The sequence below is a fragment of the Bradyrhizobium sp. WD16 genome, assembly GCF_024181725.1.
GTDB lineage: Bacteria > Pseudomonadota > Alphaproteobacteria > Rhizobiales > Xanthobacteraceae > Bradyrhizobium_A.
Genome location: NZ_CP028908.1, coordinates 4,297,889 through 4,313,689 on the forward strand (window position 1 = coordinate 4,297,889; position 15,801 = coordinate 4,313,689).

Consider the following 15,801-nt stretch of genomic DNA (forward strand, 5'->3'; position numbering starts at 1 on the left):
CAGAGGTTATTGTATTCCATTGGGATTCTGCAAAAAGACAGCAAATATGTTAGGATCGGGTTATCGTTGCCCACCGCGGCGATTTCACGGCCGGGAGCGCCGATTCATTCGGAGCGGAAAAGGCCCTGGACGGCTTTTCTCGCTGGTCGGGACCCGGTATCACCCTTCTTCTTCCTTCGCGCGCTCCGGCGCGCATCCTCCGCTTCACGCCCAGTGAAGCCACCGCACTGTTCGGAGACTGACCATGGCAACCAAGACGAATTTCCGGGGGTCCTTCACCGCCTTGGTCACGCCCTTCAAAAACGGCGCGGTGGACGAGGAGGGCTTCCGCAGCTTCGTGAACTGGCAGATCGAGGAGGGCACTCACGGGCTGGTGCCGGTCGGCACCACCGGCGAGAGCCCGACGCTGTCCCATGACGAGCACAAGCGCGTCGTCGAATGCTGTATCGCCGAGGCCAAGGGCCGCGTGCCGGTGATCGCCGGCGCCGGGTCCAACTCGACCAAGGAGGCGGTGGAACTCGCGCGGCATGCCGATGCGGCCGGCGCCGACGCGGTATTGGTGGTGACGCCATACTACAACAAGCCGACCCAGGAAGGCCTGTATCAGCACTTCAAGGCGATCAACGACGCCATCGGTATCCCGATCCTGATCTATAACATTCCGCCGCGCTCGGTGATCGACATGAGCGTCGACACCATGAAGCGGTTGTTCGAGCTGAAGAACATCGCCGGGGTCAAGGACGCCACCGCCAGCATGGTGCGGGTATCGCAGCAGCGCGCTGCGCTCGGCGAGGACTTCAACCAGCTCTCCGGCGAGGACGCCACCGCGCTGGGCTTCAACGCCCATGGCGGCCATGGTTGCATCTCGGTGACCTCGAACGTCGCGCCGCGGTTGTGCTCGGAATTCCAGACAGCCTGCCTGCGCGGCGACTACGCCGCCGCGCTCGCGGTCCACGACAAGCTGATGCCGCTGCACGTCAACCTGTTCATCGAGAGCAATCCCTCGCCGATCAAATACGCGCTGTCGCTGATCAGCAAGATGAGCGATCATGTGCGGCTGCCGCTGGTCACGGTCTCCGAGCAGACCAAGGCGGCGGTGCGCAGCGCGATGATCCATGCCGGGCTGCTGAACTAAGACGGCGCGGCGGCGGGCCTGTCCCGCCCCGCCTGCGCCGTTTCCAGCTGGGGATCGGAGATGCTCAAGGAGTTTCGCGATTTCGCGATGCGCGGCAACGTCGTCGACCTCGCCGTCGGCGTCGTCATCGGCGCGGCCTTCGGTGCGATCGTCAATTCGCTGGTCGGCGATGTCATCATGCCGATCATCGGTGCGGTTACCGGCGGTCTCGACTTCTCGAACTACTTCACGCCGCTCTCGGCCAAGGTGACGGCCAGCAACCTGGTTGACGCCAAGAAACAGGGGGCGGTGCTGGCGTGGGGCAATTTCCTCACCCTCTTGCTCAATTTCGTGATCATCGCCTTCGTGCTGTTCCTGGCGATCCGCGCCATGAACCAGTTCAAGCGCAAGGACAGCGTGGAACCGGCCGCGCCGCCGAAACCGACGCGGGAAGAGGAATTACTCGTCGAGATCCGCGATCTGCTGAAACAGAGGGCGTGAGGCGAGGTGCGGGGGCTCGCCTGCGCGCCGCACTAGTGTGGCGTCTCGCAATTGCCTACCGCCTTTGCGGCGAGTCTCTCGTAGGCAATTGCGAGACATAAGCCACACTAGCATTTTGATTTTGCTAGTGTCCTCATGTCTCCGAATGACCGTGCGAGCATGAGGCAGATGGAGCGGTCATTCGGAGACAGGACACCAGGGAATACGGGATTATGGCAGAAAGCAAAAAGCGGCCCATCAAGGTGGTGGCCGAGAACCGCAAGGCGCGGTTCAATTATGCGATCGAGGATACGGTCGAGGCCGGGATCGCACTGACCGGCACCGAGGTGAAGTCGATCCGCAGCGGCAAGAGCACGATTGCCGAGTCTTACGCCGATCCCAAGGGTGGCGAGATCTGGCTGGTGAATGCCAACATCCCGGAATATCTCCAGGGCAACCGCTTCAACCACGAGCCGCGGCGGCCGCGCAAGCTGCTGCTGCACAAGCGCCAGATCAACAAGCTGATCGGCGCCGTGGAGCGGGAGGGCATGACGCTGATCCCGCTCAAGCTCTATTTCAACGAGCAGGGCAGGGCGAAGCTCGAACTCGCCCTGGCCAAGGGCAAGAAGCTCCATGACAAGCGAGAGACCGAGCGCAAGCGCGACTGGGGCCGCGAAAAGGGCCGGCTGATGCGGGCCAGGGGGTGAATGTGATTCGCCCCGAGCTTCTTCGGAAGGCGGGCGTCGCGCTTTTCTAACATTGGCTTTGCGCCGCGGCTTTCGGCGGCGGCCCGAGATACTGGCGCACCCGCGCGAAGACGGCGCGGAACATGTCGGGCGTCAGCACCCTCGTATTGGTATTGTAGCGCGAGCAGTGATAGCTGTCGTACAGCCGCAATTCGCCGTGGACGTGTTCGGCTCCATGGCTGAACGGCGCCTCGGCGGCGCGTCGTCCGAGCGCCTTCAGCGTCGAGTCGTGGGCGATGCGGCCGAGCATCACGACCGTGCGCAGTTTCGGCATTTCCTCGCGCGTCGCCGTCAGGAAGCGGCGACAGGTGTTGATCTCGACGGGCAGCGGCTTGTTCTGCGGCGGCACGCAGCGTACCGCATTGGTGATCCGGCAATCGATCAGTCGCAGGCCGTCGTCGGGCCGGGCCCGATAAACGCCCTTGGCGAAGCCGTAGTCGATCAGCGTCTGGTAGAGCAGGTCGCCGGCGTAGTCGCCGGTGAAGGGCCGCCCGGTGCGGTTGGCGCCCTGCAGCCCCGGCGCCAAGCCGACGATCAGCAAGGACGCCCCAGCATCGCCGAAGGACTGCACCGGCGAATTGAACCATGAGGGTTCACGCTGTCGCGCCGCATTTCGGAACTCGGCAAGGCGCGGGCAAAGCGGGCAATTCCGGTCCGGACTGCTGGGACTGGCCACGCCGGCGGCGGATGAAATTGCGGAGTCCGCGGCTTGGCGCGGGCTCCGGCGCATGACGTCAGTCTTCGAAATCTTCCTCATCGCCTCTGGGCGCAATCGTGCTCGTGCTTCGCTGCAGGAACTGCGGCGTATGCCGTGGCTCGCGATGCTCCCGGTCCCGCGGCGCCGGCCGCTCCGAGGGGTCGCGGCCGAGCTTCGGCTGCAGTTCCACCAGATCGGTAAACACATCCGCCTGCCGGCGCAACTCGTCGGCGATCATCGGCGGCTGGCTGGCGATGGTGGAGACCACTGTGACACGCACGCCCCGGCGCTGCACCGCCTCGACCAGCGAGCGGAAATCACCGTCGCCGGAGAACAGCACCATCTGGTCGATGTGCTCGGCGAGTTCCATGGCATCGACCGCGAGCTCGATGTCCATGTTGCCCTTGACCTTGCGGCGTCCGGTCTGATCGACGAACTCCTTGGTGGCCTTGGTCACCACCGTGTAGCCGTTGTAGTCGAGCCAGTCGATCAGCGGGCGGATCGAGGAGTATTCCTGATCCTCGATGATGGCAGTGTAGTAGAAGGCGCGGACCAGATTGCCACGGGACTGAAACTCGCGCAGCAGGCGCTTGTAATCGATGTCGAAACCGAGGGTCTTGGCGGTCGCATAGAGGTTGGCGCCGTCAATAAAGAGCGCAATCTTGTTGGCAGCAGCAGAAGGCATCAGTGGGTGTCCCGATTCTTATTTTCGTTCGTGCGATTGGCGCGACCCGTGCCGCCGCGCAATTCTAAAATGGTCAGGTCGAAACCGGCGCCCACCGGCCAAACCTGCGGCGTGATCTCCTGACCCTTGGTCCGTGACCGCTGGTCGGTGACCTTTAAGTCGGCGACCCAGGTCTAGAGGTCTAGAGGCCCAAGTCTAGAGGCCCAACTCAGCGACCCAAGTCCGTAACCGTTGTCGGATCGGAGTGCCACTGTCCTGGTTGCTGACCTTCGAATGCCCTTGCAGCGAGCGCTTCTACGAACGTTAGAACCAAAGGGACACTAGCATGATTATGATTTTAGTGCGGTTTTGGATTTGACTCTCGGTCCGAGCGAGACGCTGCGACGCCGGTTTGAGCGCCAAATCCATCGAGCCCAACAATGGTAAAGCAAATTAGCCTTATTGGTGTCCATCGCCGCTTTCCCGGTGCAAAAACCTGAGAGTTGGTTCTGTACAAAGGCCTGGGATGGGAGCCCCTAGTGTGGCGTCTCGCAATTGCCTATGCCCTTTGCGGCAAGCCCCTGTAGGCAATTGCGAGACATAAGCCACACTAGCACTTTGATTTTGCTAGTGTCCCTATGTCTCCGAATGACCGTGCGAGCGCGAGGCAAACGTAGCGGTAATTCGGAGACGGGACACTAGTGTCCCGTTTCCAACGTTCGTATCCCATTGCAGCAGGCGCTCATACGAACGTTGGAAACAAGGGGACACTAGCATCATTATGATTCTAGTGTGGTTTTGGATCTGACGCTCGTTCGAAGAACTCGCTGCAATACTGAAACGAGCGTCAGATCCACCACACTAGGCGCCGACCTCGGAAAAATCCGCCGAGGTACCGTCCAGAGAGGGCGCGGCGGGAAATTGCTGCTTGCGGTTTGCCCCCAGCCGCTATACCTAGCGCAGATAATCTGAAACATCAGCCAATTGGACGGAGTGACGGTATGGCCCGCGTCACCGTGGAAGACTGCATTGACAAGGTGAACAACCGGTTCGACCTGGTCCTGCTTGCGGCGCATCGCGCCCGGATGATCTCCTCCGGCTCGCAACTGACGATCGATCGCGACAACGACAAGAACCCGGTCGTGGCGCTGCGCGAGATCGCCGACCAGACGATTTCACCCGAGGATCTGCGCGAGGAACTGGTTCATTCGCTGCAGAAGTTCGTCGAGGTCGACGAGCCCGAACCCGATTCCGTGCCGCTGATCGGCTCGGCCGGCGCCAGCATCGACGCCGACGATACCGAGGTCGCCGTCGAGCGCATGACGGAGGAAGAGCTGCTGAAGGGGCTCGAAGGGCTGGCTCCGCCCGAGGAGCAGCCCGAGGAAGAGGAATAACCCCTCTTCTGGCCGGCCGCGGCCGGCGCCGCGAAACGAACAATCGAGCCAAGGCCCGGCGTTGTCCGGGCCTTTGCATTTTCACGCGAATTTTCAGCATTCCTTGCGAGAAAGGCTGCTAGAAGCCACTATCTCTATCGAGTGTGGTGGGTCTGACGCTCTTTTCAGCACTGCAGCGAGTTCTTAAACGCGCGTCAGATCCAAAACCGCACTAGAATCATAACTATACCGGTGACCCTTTGGTTCGAACGTTAGAACCGGGACACTGGAAGCGGCTACATAGGAATCCGATGCCGCAGGGCGTCGGGGCGCCTTCCGGCGAGTTGTCGCCAGGGCTCCAGAGGTCAGTTGTCGAGGTCGTTACATGGCGTATTGGCGCCGCTTCCCCCGCCAGATGCAGGCTGCCGCCGATGCCGCGGCGGCGCCCCCTCCGGTCGCGCCCGTTGCCAGGTCCGCCAAGCGCTCTCCGACCCGGATGATGCGTCAGTACGACCTGGTCGAACGGGTGCGGGCCTATAACCCCAATACCGACGAGGACCTGCTGAACCGCGCCTACGTCTACGCCATGATGGCCCATGGCGAGCAGAAGCGGGCGTCGGGCGATCCCTATTTCTCCCATCCCCTCGAGGTCGCGGCGATCCTGACCGACCTCAAGCTGGACGATGCCACCATCGTCGCGGCCCTGCTGCACGACACCATCGAGGATACCGAGGCGACGCGGACCGAGATCGATCAGATTTTCGGTCATGAGATCGGAGCGCTGGTCGAAGGGCTGACCAAGCTCAAGCGGCTGGAACTCGTCTCCCGCGAGGCCAAGCAGGCCGAAAACCTGCGCAAGCTGCTGCTCGCCGTGGCCGATGACGTCCGTGTGCTGCTGGTCAAGCTCGCCGACCGGCTCCACAACATGCGCACCCTCGAATTCGTGCCGCCGGCGTCGCGACGTCGCGTCGCCGAGGAGACCATCGATATCTATGCGCCGCTCGCCGGTCGCATGGGTATGCACGAGATGCGCGAGGAACTCGAGGATCTGTCGTTCCGCGAGCTCGATCCCGAGGCCCATACGGTGGTCAGCGGCCGGCTCGGCGCGCTCGCCGAGCGCAACCGCAACCTGATCGGCGAGATCGAGAGCCAGCTCTCCGCCAATCTGACCAAGCATGGCATCTCGGCCCGGGTGGCCGGGCGGCGCAAGCGGCCTTTCTCGATCTGGACCAAGATGGAGCGCAAGTCGGTCGGTTTCGAACAACTGTCCGACATTTTCGGCTTCCGCCTCGTCGTGAAGACGGTCGAGGAGTGCTACGCCGCGCTCGGCATCGTCCACACCGTCTGGCCGATGGTCCCGGGCCGCTTCAAGGACTACATCTCGACGCCGAAGCAGAACGACTACCGCTCGCTGCACACCACCGTGATCGGTCCGGGCAAGCAGCGCGTCGAGCTGCAGATCCGCACCGAGGAAATGGATCGGGTCGCGGAATACGGCATCGCCGCCCACGCCTTCTACAAGGAGGGGGTGGGCTCGCCGACCGAAATGCTCAATCGGGAATCGAACGCCTTCGCCTGGCTCCGCCACACCGTCGAGGTGCTGTCCGAGGGCGCCAATCCGGAGGAGTTCCTCGAGCATACCAAGCTCGAACTGTTCCATGACCAGGTGTTCTGCTTCACCCCCAAGGGCAAGCTGATCGCATTGCCGCGCGAGGCAAATGTCATCGACTTCGCCTATGCGGTGCATACCGATGTCGGCAACAGCGCCGTGGGCTGCAAGATCAACGGCAAATTCGCGCCGCTGTCGTCGGAACTGCAGAACGGCGACGAGGTCGAGGTGCTGACCTCGCCGGCGCAGTCGGCGCCCCCGTCGGCCTGGGAATCGCTGGCGGTGACCGGGAAGGCTCGCGCCGCCATCCGGCGGGCCACCCGTGCGGCGGTGCGCGAGCAGTATGCCGGTCTCGGCCGGCGCATCGTCGAGCGCCTCTTCATTCGCGCCAAGATCGCTTACGACGACGACAAGCTGAAGGGGGCGCTGCCGCGGCTCGCCCGCACCTCGATCGAGGACGTGATGGCTGCGGTCGGCCGCGGCGAGATGAAGGCCTCCAACGTCGCTCGTGCGATGTATCCGGACTACAAGGAGGAACGTCTCGCCCTGTTCGGCGCCAAGAAGGAGGGCGCGGAGAAGGCGGTCAAGCCGGCGGCCAAATCGGCCATTCCGATCCGCGGCATCAACAGCGATCTGCCGGTCAAGTTCGCGCCGAACGGCGGCGCTGTGCCGGGAGACCGCATCGTCGGCATCGTCGCGCCGGGCGAGGGCATCACCATCTACCCGATCCAGTCGCCGGCGCTGAAGGATTTCGAGGACATGCCCGAGCGCTGGCTCGACGTTCGCTGGGACGTCGACGAGAGTTCGCCGCAGCGCTTCCCGGCGCGCCTGTTCGTGCAGAACGTCAATGAGCCCGGCAGCCTCGCTCAGATCGCGACGGTGATCGCCGAGCATGACGGCAATATCGACAACATCTCGATGAGCCGCCGCTCGCCCGATTTCACCGAACTCACCATCGACCTCGAAGTGTACGATCTCAAGCATCTCAGCGCCATCATCGCCCAGCTCCGTGCCAAGGCGGTGGTGGCGCAGGTCGAACGCGTCAATGGCTGATGGCTGATGATCCAATCCGGAGTTCGCTTGTTCGCTTCCCGTGAGTAAACTTCGGATTCCACGACCCCACCGCGACGGCGGCCGGTTCCGCTGCCGTCGCTCTCGCTCTCGGAGAAGAATTCCATGTCGCCTCCGCCGCCGCTGCGTCTAGGAGTCAACGTCGACCACGTCGCCACGCTGCGCAATGCGCGCGGCGGGCGGTCTCCCGATCCGGTACGCGCGGCGCTGATGGCGATCGAGGCCGGCGCCGACGGCATCACGGCCCATCTGCGCGAGGATCGCCGGCACATTCGCGACGACGATATGGCGCGCCTCATGGCCGAGATTTCCAAGCCGCTGAATTTCGAGATGGCCGCGACTCCCGAGATGCTGGCGATCGCGCTCAAGACCGCGCCCCATGCCACCTGTCTCGTGCCGGAACGCCGCTCCGAGGTCACGACCGAGGGGGGGCTCGACCTCGTGACCCATGAGGCGGCGCTGCGGGCCTTCGTCGCCCGCCTGAAGGATGCCGGCATTCGCGTCTCGCTGTTCATCGACGCCGATCCCCGTCAGATCGAGACGGCCGCCCGTCTCGGCGCGCCGGTGATCGAGCTGCACACCGGCGCCTGGTGCCACGCCGTCGAGGAGGGACTCCAGGCCGAAGAGGAGACCGAGTGGCTGCGGCTCGCCGCTGGCGCGGCGCAGGCCGCGGAGCTGGGGCTGGAGGTCCATGCCGGCCACGGTCTCGACTTCGCCACCGCCGAGACGATTGCCGGGCTGCCCCAGGTGGTGGAGCTCAATATCGGGCATTTCATGATGGGCGAGGCGCTCTTCGCCGGCCTCGATGCGACGGTGAGAACGATGCGCGCCGCGATGGCGCGCGGGCGAAAGAACGCAGGGTTCGCCAAATGATCCTCGGCATCGGCTCCGATCTGATTGATATCCGGCGAGTCGAAAAGGTGATCGAGCGCCACGGCGAGCGCTTCCTCGACCGTGTCTTCACTGACGTGGAGCGGGCGAAGGCGGGCCGGCGCGCCGCCAATGCCCGCATGGTGGTGGCGACCTATGCCAAGCGATTCGCCGCCAAGGAGGCCTGCAGCAAGGCGCTCGGCACCGGCATCCGTCAGGGGGTGTGGTGGCGGGACATGGGCGTCGTCAACCTGCCCGGCGGGCGGCCGACCATGCGCCTCACCGGCGGCGCGCAGGCCCGTCTGGAACTGCTGACCCCGCCTGGGTTCGAGGCCCGGATCGATCTGTCGATCACCGACGATTGGCCGCTCGCCCAGGCTTTCGTCATCATTTCGGCCGTCCCCGGTCCCTAGTGTGGCGTCTCGCAATTGCCTATGCCCTTTGCGGCAAGCCCCTGTAGGCAATTGCGAGACATAAGCCACACTAGCGCTTTGATTTTGCTCGTGTCCTTTATGTCTCCGAATGACCGTGCGAGCGTGAGGCAAATGGGGCGGTCATTCGGAGACAGGACACTAGTGTCCCGGTTCTAACGTTCGTATCTCTTTGCCGCGAGCACTGATACGAACGTTAGAACCAAAGGGACACTAGCAATGATCGTGATTCTAGTGCGGTTTTGGATCTGACGCTCGTATGAAGAACTCGCTGCAATACTGATACGAGCGTCAGATCCACCGCACTAGTGGCCGGCGAATCCCCGGCTGCAGCCCCGGCCGGGGCCTGAGTCCGGCCGCCGGTCAAGGCGGCGTGCGCCCCCGAAAATTGCGAGCGCGGGTCAAAAATCACTGATTCGTCAAATGATTACGTAGATTTACCGGTTCCATTGATTGCGCCGGGCCGGACAACCGTCTACAACCGCGCGGGCGCTTCGCATGGGCCCAGCCGCCCGTCCGACCGGCCCACTGCGGCGGGCGCCCAACAGGACCAAGAACGGGAATGAGCGTGACATCTTCGACCAAGACCGAGGGCGGCGTCGGCGAAACCGTTCGCGTCGTCATCCACGCGCTTCTCATCGCGCTGGTCATCCGGACCTTCCTGTTCCAGCCGTTCAATATTCCGTCGGGATCGATGAAGGCGACGCTGCTGGTCGGCGACTACCTGTTCGTCTCGAAATACTCTTACGGCTACAGCCACTATTCCTTCCCGCTCTCGCCGCCGTTGTTCTCCGGCCGCATCTTCGGCTCCGAGCCGTCACGCGGCGACATCGTCGTGTTCCGGCTGCCCAAGGACGACACCACCGACTACATCAAGCGGGTGATCGGACTGCCGGGCGACCGCATCCAGATGAAGGAAGGTCTGCTCTACATCAACGACAAGCCGGTGCAGCGCGAGCGCCTGTCCGATTTCGTCGGTGAGGATCCTTGCGGATCCGACGCGACTGCGAGGGTGAAACGCTGGAAGGAGACGCTGCCGAACGGGGTCTCCTATGAGACCCTCGACTGCGTCGACAACGGCTTCTACGACAACACCAGCGTCTACACCGTGCCGCCCGGCCATTTCTTCATGATGGGCGACAACCGTGACAATTCGACCGACAGTCGCGTGCTGTCGGCGGTTGGCTATGTGCCTCTGGAGAACGTCATCGGTCGTGCCCAGATGATCTTCTTCTCGATCGCCGAGGGCGAGCAGGCATGGCAGATCTGGCGCTGGCCGGTGTCGGTGCGCTGGAACAGAATTTTCCACATCGTGCGATGAACGACGACACGCATCTGATCCGGGCCCCAGCCAAGGCGGACGAGACCCCATCGCCGCCGCAAGCCGTCGCGCCGGAGCCTGCCCCGGCAAAGCGGGTGCGCAAGCGCGTCAGCACCAAGGCTGCCGCCAAGGAGATCGAGGAGCGCATCGGTCATGCCTTCGCCGATCCCTCGCTGCTCGCCACCGCCTTCACCCATGTTTCGGCGCTGAAGTCCTCGCGCAGCCGCGCCGACAGCTACCAGCGTCTGGAATTTCTCGGCGATCACGTGCTCGGGCTGATCGTGTCCGACATGCTCTACCGCGCCTTTCCCAAGGCCGATGAAGGCGAATTGTCGAAGCGCCTCGCCGATCTCGTCCGCAAGGAAACCTGCGCCGAGGTCGCAAGGTCGCTCGGCCTGAACGAGGCGATCAAGCTCGGTACCGTCGGCGCCGGTGTCGGCGAGCGGCTGCGCAAGTCGGTGCTCGGCGACATTTGCGAGGCGGTGATCGGGGCGGTATTCCTCGACGGCGGCTATGTCGCTGCGGCACGCTTCGTCGAGGCGAACTGGACCGAGAGGATGCGCAAGCCGGCGCGGCCGTTGCGCGACGCCAAGACGGTGCTGCAGGAATGGGCCCAGGGCAAGGGCCTGCCGACGCCGGTCTATCGCGAGATCGAACGGACCGGTCCGCATCACGATCCGCGATTCCGCGTGGCGGTGGAACTGCCCGGGCTGGCCCCGGCCGAAGGCGTCGGCGGCAGCAAGCGCGCCGCGGAAAAGCTCGCCGCCCAGGCGATGCTCAAGCGTGAAGGCGTGCCGAGCGGCAACAATGACAGCTGACACAGACGCAACCGGGACAGGCGCAACCGCGCCGGAGCATGCCGGGCCGGCCGCCGGATCGACGCGCTGCGGGTTCGTGGCGCTGATCGGCGCGCCCAATGTCGGCAAGTCGACCTTGGTGAATGCGCTGGTCGGCAGCAAGGTCACCATCGTCTCGCGCAAGGTGCAGACCACCCGGGCGCTGATCCGTGGCATCGTGGTCGAACAGGGCTCGCAGATCATCCTGGTCGATACGCCCGGCATTTTCGCCCCGAAGCGCCGGCTCGACCGCGCCATGGTATCGACCGCCTGGAGCGGCGCCCACGATGCCGACCTCGTTTGCGTCCTGCTCGATGCCCGTGCCGGCATCGACGCCGAGGCCGATGCCATTCTCGCCAAGCTCGAGGCCGTCGCTCGCCCCAAGATGCTGGTGATCAACAAGATCGATCTGGTGCCGCGGGACAAGCTCCTCGCCCTCACCAAGGCGGCCAATGAACGGCTTGCCTTCGTCCACACCTTCATGATCTCGGCATTGTCGGGGGATGGCGTCGACGACCTGCGCTCGGCGCTGGCGCAGGCCGTGCCGGAGGGGCCGTTCCATTATCCCGAGGACCAGATGTCGGATGCGCCGCTGCGCCATCTGGCGGCCGAAATCACCCGGGAAAAGATCTATCGCAACCTGCACCAGGAGTTGCCCTATCAGTCCACTGTCGAAACCGACAGCTGGACCGAGCGCAAGGACGGATCGGTGCGGATCGAGCAGACGATCTATGTCGAGCGTGAAAGCCAGCGCAAGATCGTGCTCGGCAAGGGGGGCGCCACCATCAAGGTGATCGGCGCCGAAGCGCGCAAGGAAATCGCCGAGATCGTCGGCCAGCCGGTGCACCTGTTCCTGTTCGTCAAGGTGCGCGACAGCTGGGGCGACGATCCGGAGCGCTATCGCGAAATGGGCCTGGAATTTCCGCAGGACTGATCCGGTCGCGGGCGAGGCGGAGCGATGGAATGGAGCGATGAAGGCATCGTGCTTGGCGTGCGTCGCCATGGCGAGGCCAATGCCATTGCCGAATTGCTGACCCGCGGCCATGGCCGCCATCTCGGCATGGTGCGCGGTGGCGCCGGCACCCGGCTCCGGCCGCTGCTGCAGCCGGGCAATACCGTCAGCGCCACCTGGCGTGCGCGCCTCGACGAGCATCTCGGCTTCTATCAGATCGATGGTATCCGTCTGCGCGCCGGCACCATGCTGGGCTCGTCCCATGGAGCCTATGGCGCGACGCATCTGTCGGCGCTGGCGCGGCTGTTGCCGGAGCGCGATCCGCACGGGGACATCTATGAAAGCCTCGAGGGCATTCTCGACGACTTCGATGATCCCCGGGTGGCGGCGGTGCAGATGGTTCGGTTCGAGCTCGCGATGCTTGCCGAGCTCGGCTTCGGCCTTGATCTTGCCCATTGCGCCGCCACTGGCGTCACCACCGAGTTGATCTATGTCTCGCCGAAATCGGGCAACGCGGTCTCGCGTCAGGCCGGCGAACCGTGGCGCGACCGTTTGTTGCGGCTGCCGCCGTTCCTGCGCGGGGAGGCTGATCCGTCCTGTTCGGTTGCCGATCTGCGTGACGGCTTCGCCCTGACCGGACTGTTCCTGATGCGCCATGTGCTGGAGCCGCGCGGCCAGCGCCACTCCGACGCCCGCGAGGGGTTCATCGCCGCAGTCCTGCGCCGTGCCGGCGAGGCTCCGTCGCCGATGCCGCTCGGCTCGTCAACGTGAGCGCAACTCCCTGCAATGCGTCGCCCTCAAAGCAAAACGGGCCGCGCTGGGCGGCCCGTCGGACGTCAATGACAGCTGCCCCGGTGGCTGCGGGGCAGAGAGAGGGCGATCAGTACCAGCCCCACGGGCGCGGCCCATAGTAATAGGGACGCGGCGCGTAGTAGCGGGGGCGCGGCGCGTAATAGCCGCCACCATAGTACCCGCCATCGACGTCGACGCAGCGGCGAACCCAGCGATAGCCGTTCCAGAAGCGGGTGCAGCGGACATAGACCTGTTCGGCCGCGCGGTCGGCCTTGGCAACGCCGGGCAGCGTCATGGCTTCGGCGCGGTTGACGCCCAGCGCACCGGCGGCGAGGGCCGCGACGGCTGCTGAAGCTAAGATGAAACGACGCATCGATATCCTCCTGTTCCCGACGCCCTCCGGCAGGGCCGCATGTTGCGATGGCCGGACTGTAGTTCAGGAGACAGCCGGCTTCCAGCATTGGTTCCGTCGACTCGGCGCCAGGTTCAATGATGCGTCACCAAATGCGGACAAGTCGTGGCCGGTGAATTCATTCCTTGTTCATAGGGGCGACAGGAGTTAACGGGAGGCATGGGCAAGAGACTGATTCCACCCGAACCCGCCGAGGTCGAGGAAGTCGCACTGCGCGAAGCGCTGGAGGAGCGCTACCTCGCTTACGCGCTGTCGACCATCATGCACCGGGCGCTGCCTGACGCGCGCGATGGCCTCAAGCCGGTGCACCGCCGGCTGCTCCACGCCATGCGCCAGCTCCGCCTGGAACCGGGCGGCGGCTTCAAGAAGTCGGCCCGCGTGGTCGGCGACACCATCGGTAAATTCCATCCGCACGGCGACCAGTCGGTCTACGACGCCCTGGTTCGCCTCGCCCAGGATTTCGCCCAGCGCTATCCCCTGGTGGATGGCCAGGGCAACTTCGGCAATGTGGACGGCGATAACGCCGCCGCCATGCGTTACACCGAGGCCCGCCTCACCGAAGTGGCCCGCCTCCTGCTCGAGGGCATCGACGAGGATGCCGTCGATTTTCGCGCCAATTACGATGGCAGCGAGCAGGAGCCGGTGGTGCTGCCCGGGGCCTTCCCGAATCTTCTCGCCAATGGATCGCAGGGCATCGCGGTCGGCATGGCGACCGCGATCCCGCCGCACAACGCCGCCGAACTGTGCGACGCGGCACTGCATCTCATCGACAAGCCGCAGGCGAAGTCGCGCAACCTGATGCGCTGGGTCAAAGGCCCCGACTTCCCCACCGGCGGCATCGTGGTGGATTCGCAGGAGAGCATCGCCGAGGCCTACGCCACCGGCCGCGGCTCGTTCCGCGTCCGCGCCAAGTGGCACCAGGAGGAGGGCGCCCGCGGCACCTGGACGGTCGTCGTCACCGAGATTCCCTGGCTGGTGCAGAAGTCGCGGCTGATCGAGAAGATCGCCGAGCTGCTCAATGAGCGCAAACTGCCGCTGCTCGGCGACATCAGAGACGAATCCGCCGAGGACGTCCGTATCGTCATCGAGCCGAAATCGCGCACGGTCGATCCCGGCCTGCTGATGGAATCGCTGTTCAAGCTCACCGAGCTGGAGAGCCGGATTCCGCTCAATCTCAACGTGCTGGTGAAGGGCCGGATCCCGAAAGTGCTCGGCCTCGCCGAGGTGCTGCGGGAATGGCTCGATCATCGCCGCGAGGTGCTGCTGCGCCGCTCCAACTATCGGCGCCAGCAGATCGAGAACCGCCTCGAAGTTCTCGGCGGCTATCTGATCGCCTACCTCAACCTCGACGAGGTGATCCGCATCATCCGCACCGAGGACGAGCCCAAGCCGGTGCTGATGAAAACCTTCAGCCTGACCGAAGTCCAGGCGGACGCCATCCTCAACATGCGCCTGCGCTCGCTGCGCAAGCTCGAGGAAATGGAGATCAGGAGCGAGGACAAGAAGCTCCGCGCGGAACTCAAGGGCATCCAGGCGATCCTCGGCTCCGAGACCGCGCAGTGGGCGAGGGTCGGCGAGGAGATTCGTTCGGTGCGCGAGAAGTTCGGCCCGAAGACGCCGCTCGGCAAGCGTCGGACCCAGTTCGCCGAAGCTCCCGAGCACGACCTCGCCGCGATGGAAGAGGCGCTGGTCGAGCGCGAGCCGATTACGGTCGTGGTGTCGGACAAGGGCTGGGTGCGCACGCTGAAGGGGCAGGTCGCCGATCTCTCCAACCTGACCTTCAAGACCGACGATCATCTCGCCTATGCCTTCTTCGCCGAGACCACTTCGAAGCTTCTGCTGTTCGCCACCAATGGCCGCTTCTACACGCTCGACGCGGCCAAGCTGCCGGGCGGTCGCGGCCATGGCGAACCGATCCGCATGTTCATCGACATGGAGCAGGATGCTGCAATCGTCGCGCTGTTCGTCAACAAGGGGGGCCGCAAGTTCCTGGTCGCGAGCCACGATGGCCAGGGCTTCGTCGTCAACGAGGACGACTGCATCGCCAATACCCGCAAGGGCAAGCAGGTGCTCAACGTCGCGCCGCCGAACGAGGCGCGCGCACTGACGCCGGTCGACGGCGACACGGTGGCGGTGATCGGCGACAATCGCAAGATGCTGGTGTTCGGCCTCGATCAGGTGCCGGAGATGGCGCGCGGTCGCGGTGTGCGTCTGCAGCGCTACAAGGACGGCGGCCTGTCGGACATCGTCACCTTCAATGCCAAGGACGGCCTGACCTGGCGCGATTCCGCCGGACGCGTATTCGGCACCAGCATGAAGGAGCTGGCCGACTGGCGCGGCAGCCGGGCCGATGCCGGGCGCCTGCCGCCGAAGGGCTTCCCGAAATCGAACAAGTTCGGCAAGACCATCGAATGAGGCGTCTTGCGCTTCGCC

15 protein-coding genes are annotated in these 15,801 nt (G+C 64.4%); 12 read left to right on the forward strand and 3 right to left on the reverse strand.

Going from position 1 to position 15,801, the window contains the following annotated elements; translation table 11 throughout:
* The first annotated feature begins 244 nt into the window (after positions 1-244).
* From dapA to smpB, 3 genes are all read left to right on the forward strand, one after another.
* Positions 245-1,135: a 4-hydroxy-tetrahydrodipicolinate synthase gene (dapA, locus tag DB459_RS19945; RefSeq protein WP_253706971.1), complete on the forward strand. Its 891-nt coding sequence runs from the start codon at positions 245-247 to the stop codon at positions 1,133-1,135.
* 60 nt (positions 1,136-1,195) lie between these two features.
* Positions 1,196-1,615, forward strand: coding sequence for a large conductance mechanosensitive channel protein MscL (mscL, locus tag DB459_RS19950; RefSeq protein WP_253706972.1), 420 nt, complete (start codon positions 1,196-1,198; stop codon positions 1,613-1,615).
* Between the two features lie 212 nt (positions 1,616-1,827).
* Positions 1,828-2,301 carry an SsrA-binding protein SmpB gene (gene smpB, locus DB459_RS19955; RefSeq protein ID WP_253706973.1) on the forward strand — a complete coding sequence of 158 codons (474 nt, stop codon included), beginning with the start codon at positions 1,828-1,830 and terminating at the stop codon, positions 2,299-2,301.
* A gap of 46 nt (positions 2,302-2,347) precedes the next feature.
* Here the strand turns inward: smpB and DB459_RS19960 are convergent, their stop codons facing one another.
* On the reverse strand, positions 2,348-3,070 hold the full coding sequence (locus DB459_RS19960) for a uracil-DNA glycosylase (RefSeq protein ID WP_253706974.1): 723 nt from the start codon (positions 3,068-3,070) through the stop codon (positions 2,348-2,350).
* A 4-nt stretch (positions 3,071-3,074) separates the two neighbouring features.
* Entirely contained in the window at positions 3,075-3,722 is a 648-nt protein-coding gene (locus DB459_RS19965; RefSeq protein ID WP_253706975.1) for an NYN domain-containing protein, read from the reverse strand.
* A gap of 980 nt (positions 3,723-4,702) precedes the next feature.
* Here DB459_RS19965 and rpoZ point away from each other — a divergent pair.
* The 8 genes from rpoZ (at position 4,703) to recO (ending at position 12,935) form a co-directional block, all read left to right on the forward strand.
* Positions 4,703-5,095, forward strand: a complete 393-nt coding sequence (gene rpoZ, locus DB459_RS19970) for a DNA-directed RNA polymerase subunit omega (RefSeq protein ID WP_253706976.1) — start codon at positions 4,703-4,705, stop codon at positions 5,093-5,095.
* 364 nt (positions 5,096-5,459) lie between these two features.
* Positions 5,460-7,736 (forward strand): bifunctional (p)ppGpp synthetase/guanosine-3',5'-bis(diphosphate) 3'-pyrophosphohydrolase, encoded by a 2,277-nt coding sequence (locus DB459_RS19975; RefSeq protein ID WP_253706977.1) that lies wholly within the window; start codon positions 5,460-5,462, stop codon positions 7,734-7,736.
* Between the two features lie 123 nt (positions 7,737-7,859).
* Entirely contained in the window at positions 7,860-8,627 is a 768-nt protein-coding gene (locus DB459_RS19980) for a pyridoxine 5'-phosphate synthase (RefSeq protein WP_253706978.1), read from the forward strand.
* Positions 8,624-9,037: a holo-ACP synthase gene (gene acpS / locus DB459_RS19985; protein ID WP_253706979.1), complete on the forward strand. Its 414-nt coding sequence runs from the start codon at positions 8,624-8,626 to the stop codon at positions 9,035-9,037. Before DB459_RS19980 ends, acpS begins: the two co-directional genes overlap by 4 nt.
* A 580-nt stretch (positions 9,038-9,617) precedes the next feature.
* Positions 9,618-10,376, forward strand: coding sequence for a signal peptidase I (gene lepB, locus DB459_RS19990; protein WP_253706980.1), 759 nt, complete (start codon positions 9,618-9,620; stop codon positions 10,374-10,376).
* Positions 10,373-11,194, forward strand: a complete 822-nt coding sequence (gene rnc / locus DB459_RS19995) for a ribonuclease III (RefSeq protein WP_253713643.1) — start codon at positions 10,373-10,375, stop codon at positions 11,192-11,194. Before lepB ends, rnc begins: the two co-directional genes overlap by 4 nt.
* Entirely contained in the window at positions 11,184-12,146 is a 963-nt protein-coding gene (gene era, locus DB459_RS20000; RefSeq protein WP_253706981.1) for a GTPase Era, read from the forward strand. Before rnc ends, era begins: the two co-directional genes overlap by 11 nt.
* Before the next feature lie 24 nt (positions 12,147-12,170).
* On the forward strand, positions 12,171-12,935 hold the full coding sequence (gene recO / locus DB459_RS20005) for a DNA repair protein RecO (RefSeq protein WP_253706982.1): 765 nt from the start codon (positions 12,171-12,173) through the stop codon (positions 12,933-12,935).
* Between the two features lie 109 nt (positions 12,936-13,044).
* Here the strand turns inward: recO and DB459_RS20010 are convergent, their stop codons facing one another.
* Complete coding sequence (locus tag DB459_RS20010; protein ID WP_253706983.1) at positions 13,045-13,329, reverse strand: hypothetical protein; 285 nt, start codon at positions 13,327-13,329, stop codon at positions 13,045-13,047.
* Between the two features lie 198 nt (positions 13,330-13,527).
* On the opposite strand from DB459_RS20010, the gene parC reads away from it, so the two are divergent.
* A complete protein-coding gene (parC, locus tag DB459_RS20015; protein WP_253706984.1) occupies positions 13,528-15,783 on the forward strand; it encodes a DNA topoisomerase IV subunit A in 2,256 nt (751 codons plus the stop codon).
* Positions 15,784-15,801 lie beyond the last annotated feature (18 nt).

What these genes read in the sequence shown, in the direction of transcription:
- rpoZ (WP_253706976.1), top strand. Translation starts at nt 4,703, where the DNA reads ATGGCCCGCGTCACCGTGGAAGACTGCATTGACAAGGTGAACAACCGG.
- DB459_RS19965 (WP_253706975.1), bottom strand. Translation starts at nt 3,722, where the DNA reads ATGCCTTCTGCTGCTGCCAACAAGATTGCGCTCTTTATTGACGGCGCC.
- recO (WP_253706982.1), top strand. Translation starts at nt 12,171, where the DNA reads ATGGAATGGAGCGATGAAGGCATCGTGCTTGGCGTGCGTCGCCATGGC.
- acpS (WP_253706979.1), top strand. Translation starts at nt 8,624, where the DNA reads ATGATCCTCGGCATCGGCTCCGATCTGATTGATATCCGGCGAGTCGAA.
- DB459_RS19980 (WP_253706978.1), top strand. Translation starts at nt 7,860, where the DNA reads ATGTCGCCTCCGCCGCCGCTGCGTCTAGGAGTCAACGTCGACCACGTC.
- smpB (WP_253706973.1), top strand. Translation starts at nt 1,828, where the DNA reads ATGGCAGAAAGCAAAAAGCGGCCCATCAAGGTGGTGGCCGAGAACCGC.
- DB459_RS20010 (WP_253706983.1), bottom strand. Translation starts at nt 13,329, where the DNA reads ATGCGTCGTTTCATCTTAGCTTCAGCAGCCGTCGCGGCCCTCGCCGCC.
- mscL (WP_253706972.1), top strand. Translation starts at nt 1,196, where the DNA reads ATGCTCAAGGAGTTTCGCGATTTCGCGATGCGCGGCAACGTCGTCGAC.
- rnc (WP_253713643.1), top strand. Translation starts at nt 10,373, where the DNA reads ATGAACGACGACACGCATCTGATCCGGGCCCCAGCCAAGGCGGACGAG.
- lepB (WP_253706980.1), top strand. Translation starts at nt 9,618, where the DNA reads ATGAGCGTGACATCTTCGACCAAGACCGAGGGCGGCGTCGGCGAAACC.
- DB459_RS19975 (WP_253706977.1), top strand. Translation starts at nt 5,460, where the DNA reads ATGGCGTATTGGCGCCGCTTCCCCCGCCAGATGCAGGCTGCCGCCGAT.
- parC (WP_253706984.1), top strand. Translation starts at nt 13,528, where the DNA reads ATGGGCAAGAGACTGATTCCACCCGAACCCGCCGAGGTCGAGGAAGTC.
- dapA (WP_253706971.1), top strand. Translation starts at nt 245, where the DNA reads ATGGCAACCAAGACGAATTTCCGGGGGTCCTTCACCGCCTTGGTCACG.
- era (WP_253706981.1), top strand. Translation starts at nt 11,184, where the DNA reads ATGACAGCTGACACAGACGCAACCGGGACAGGCGCAACCGCGCCGGAG.
- DB459_RS19960 (WP_253706974.1), bottom strand. Translation starts at nt 3,070, where the DNA reads ATGCGCCGGAGCCCGCGCCAAGCCGCGGACTCCGCAATTTCATCCGCC.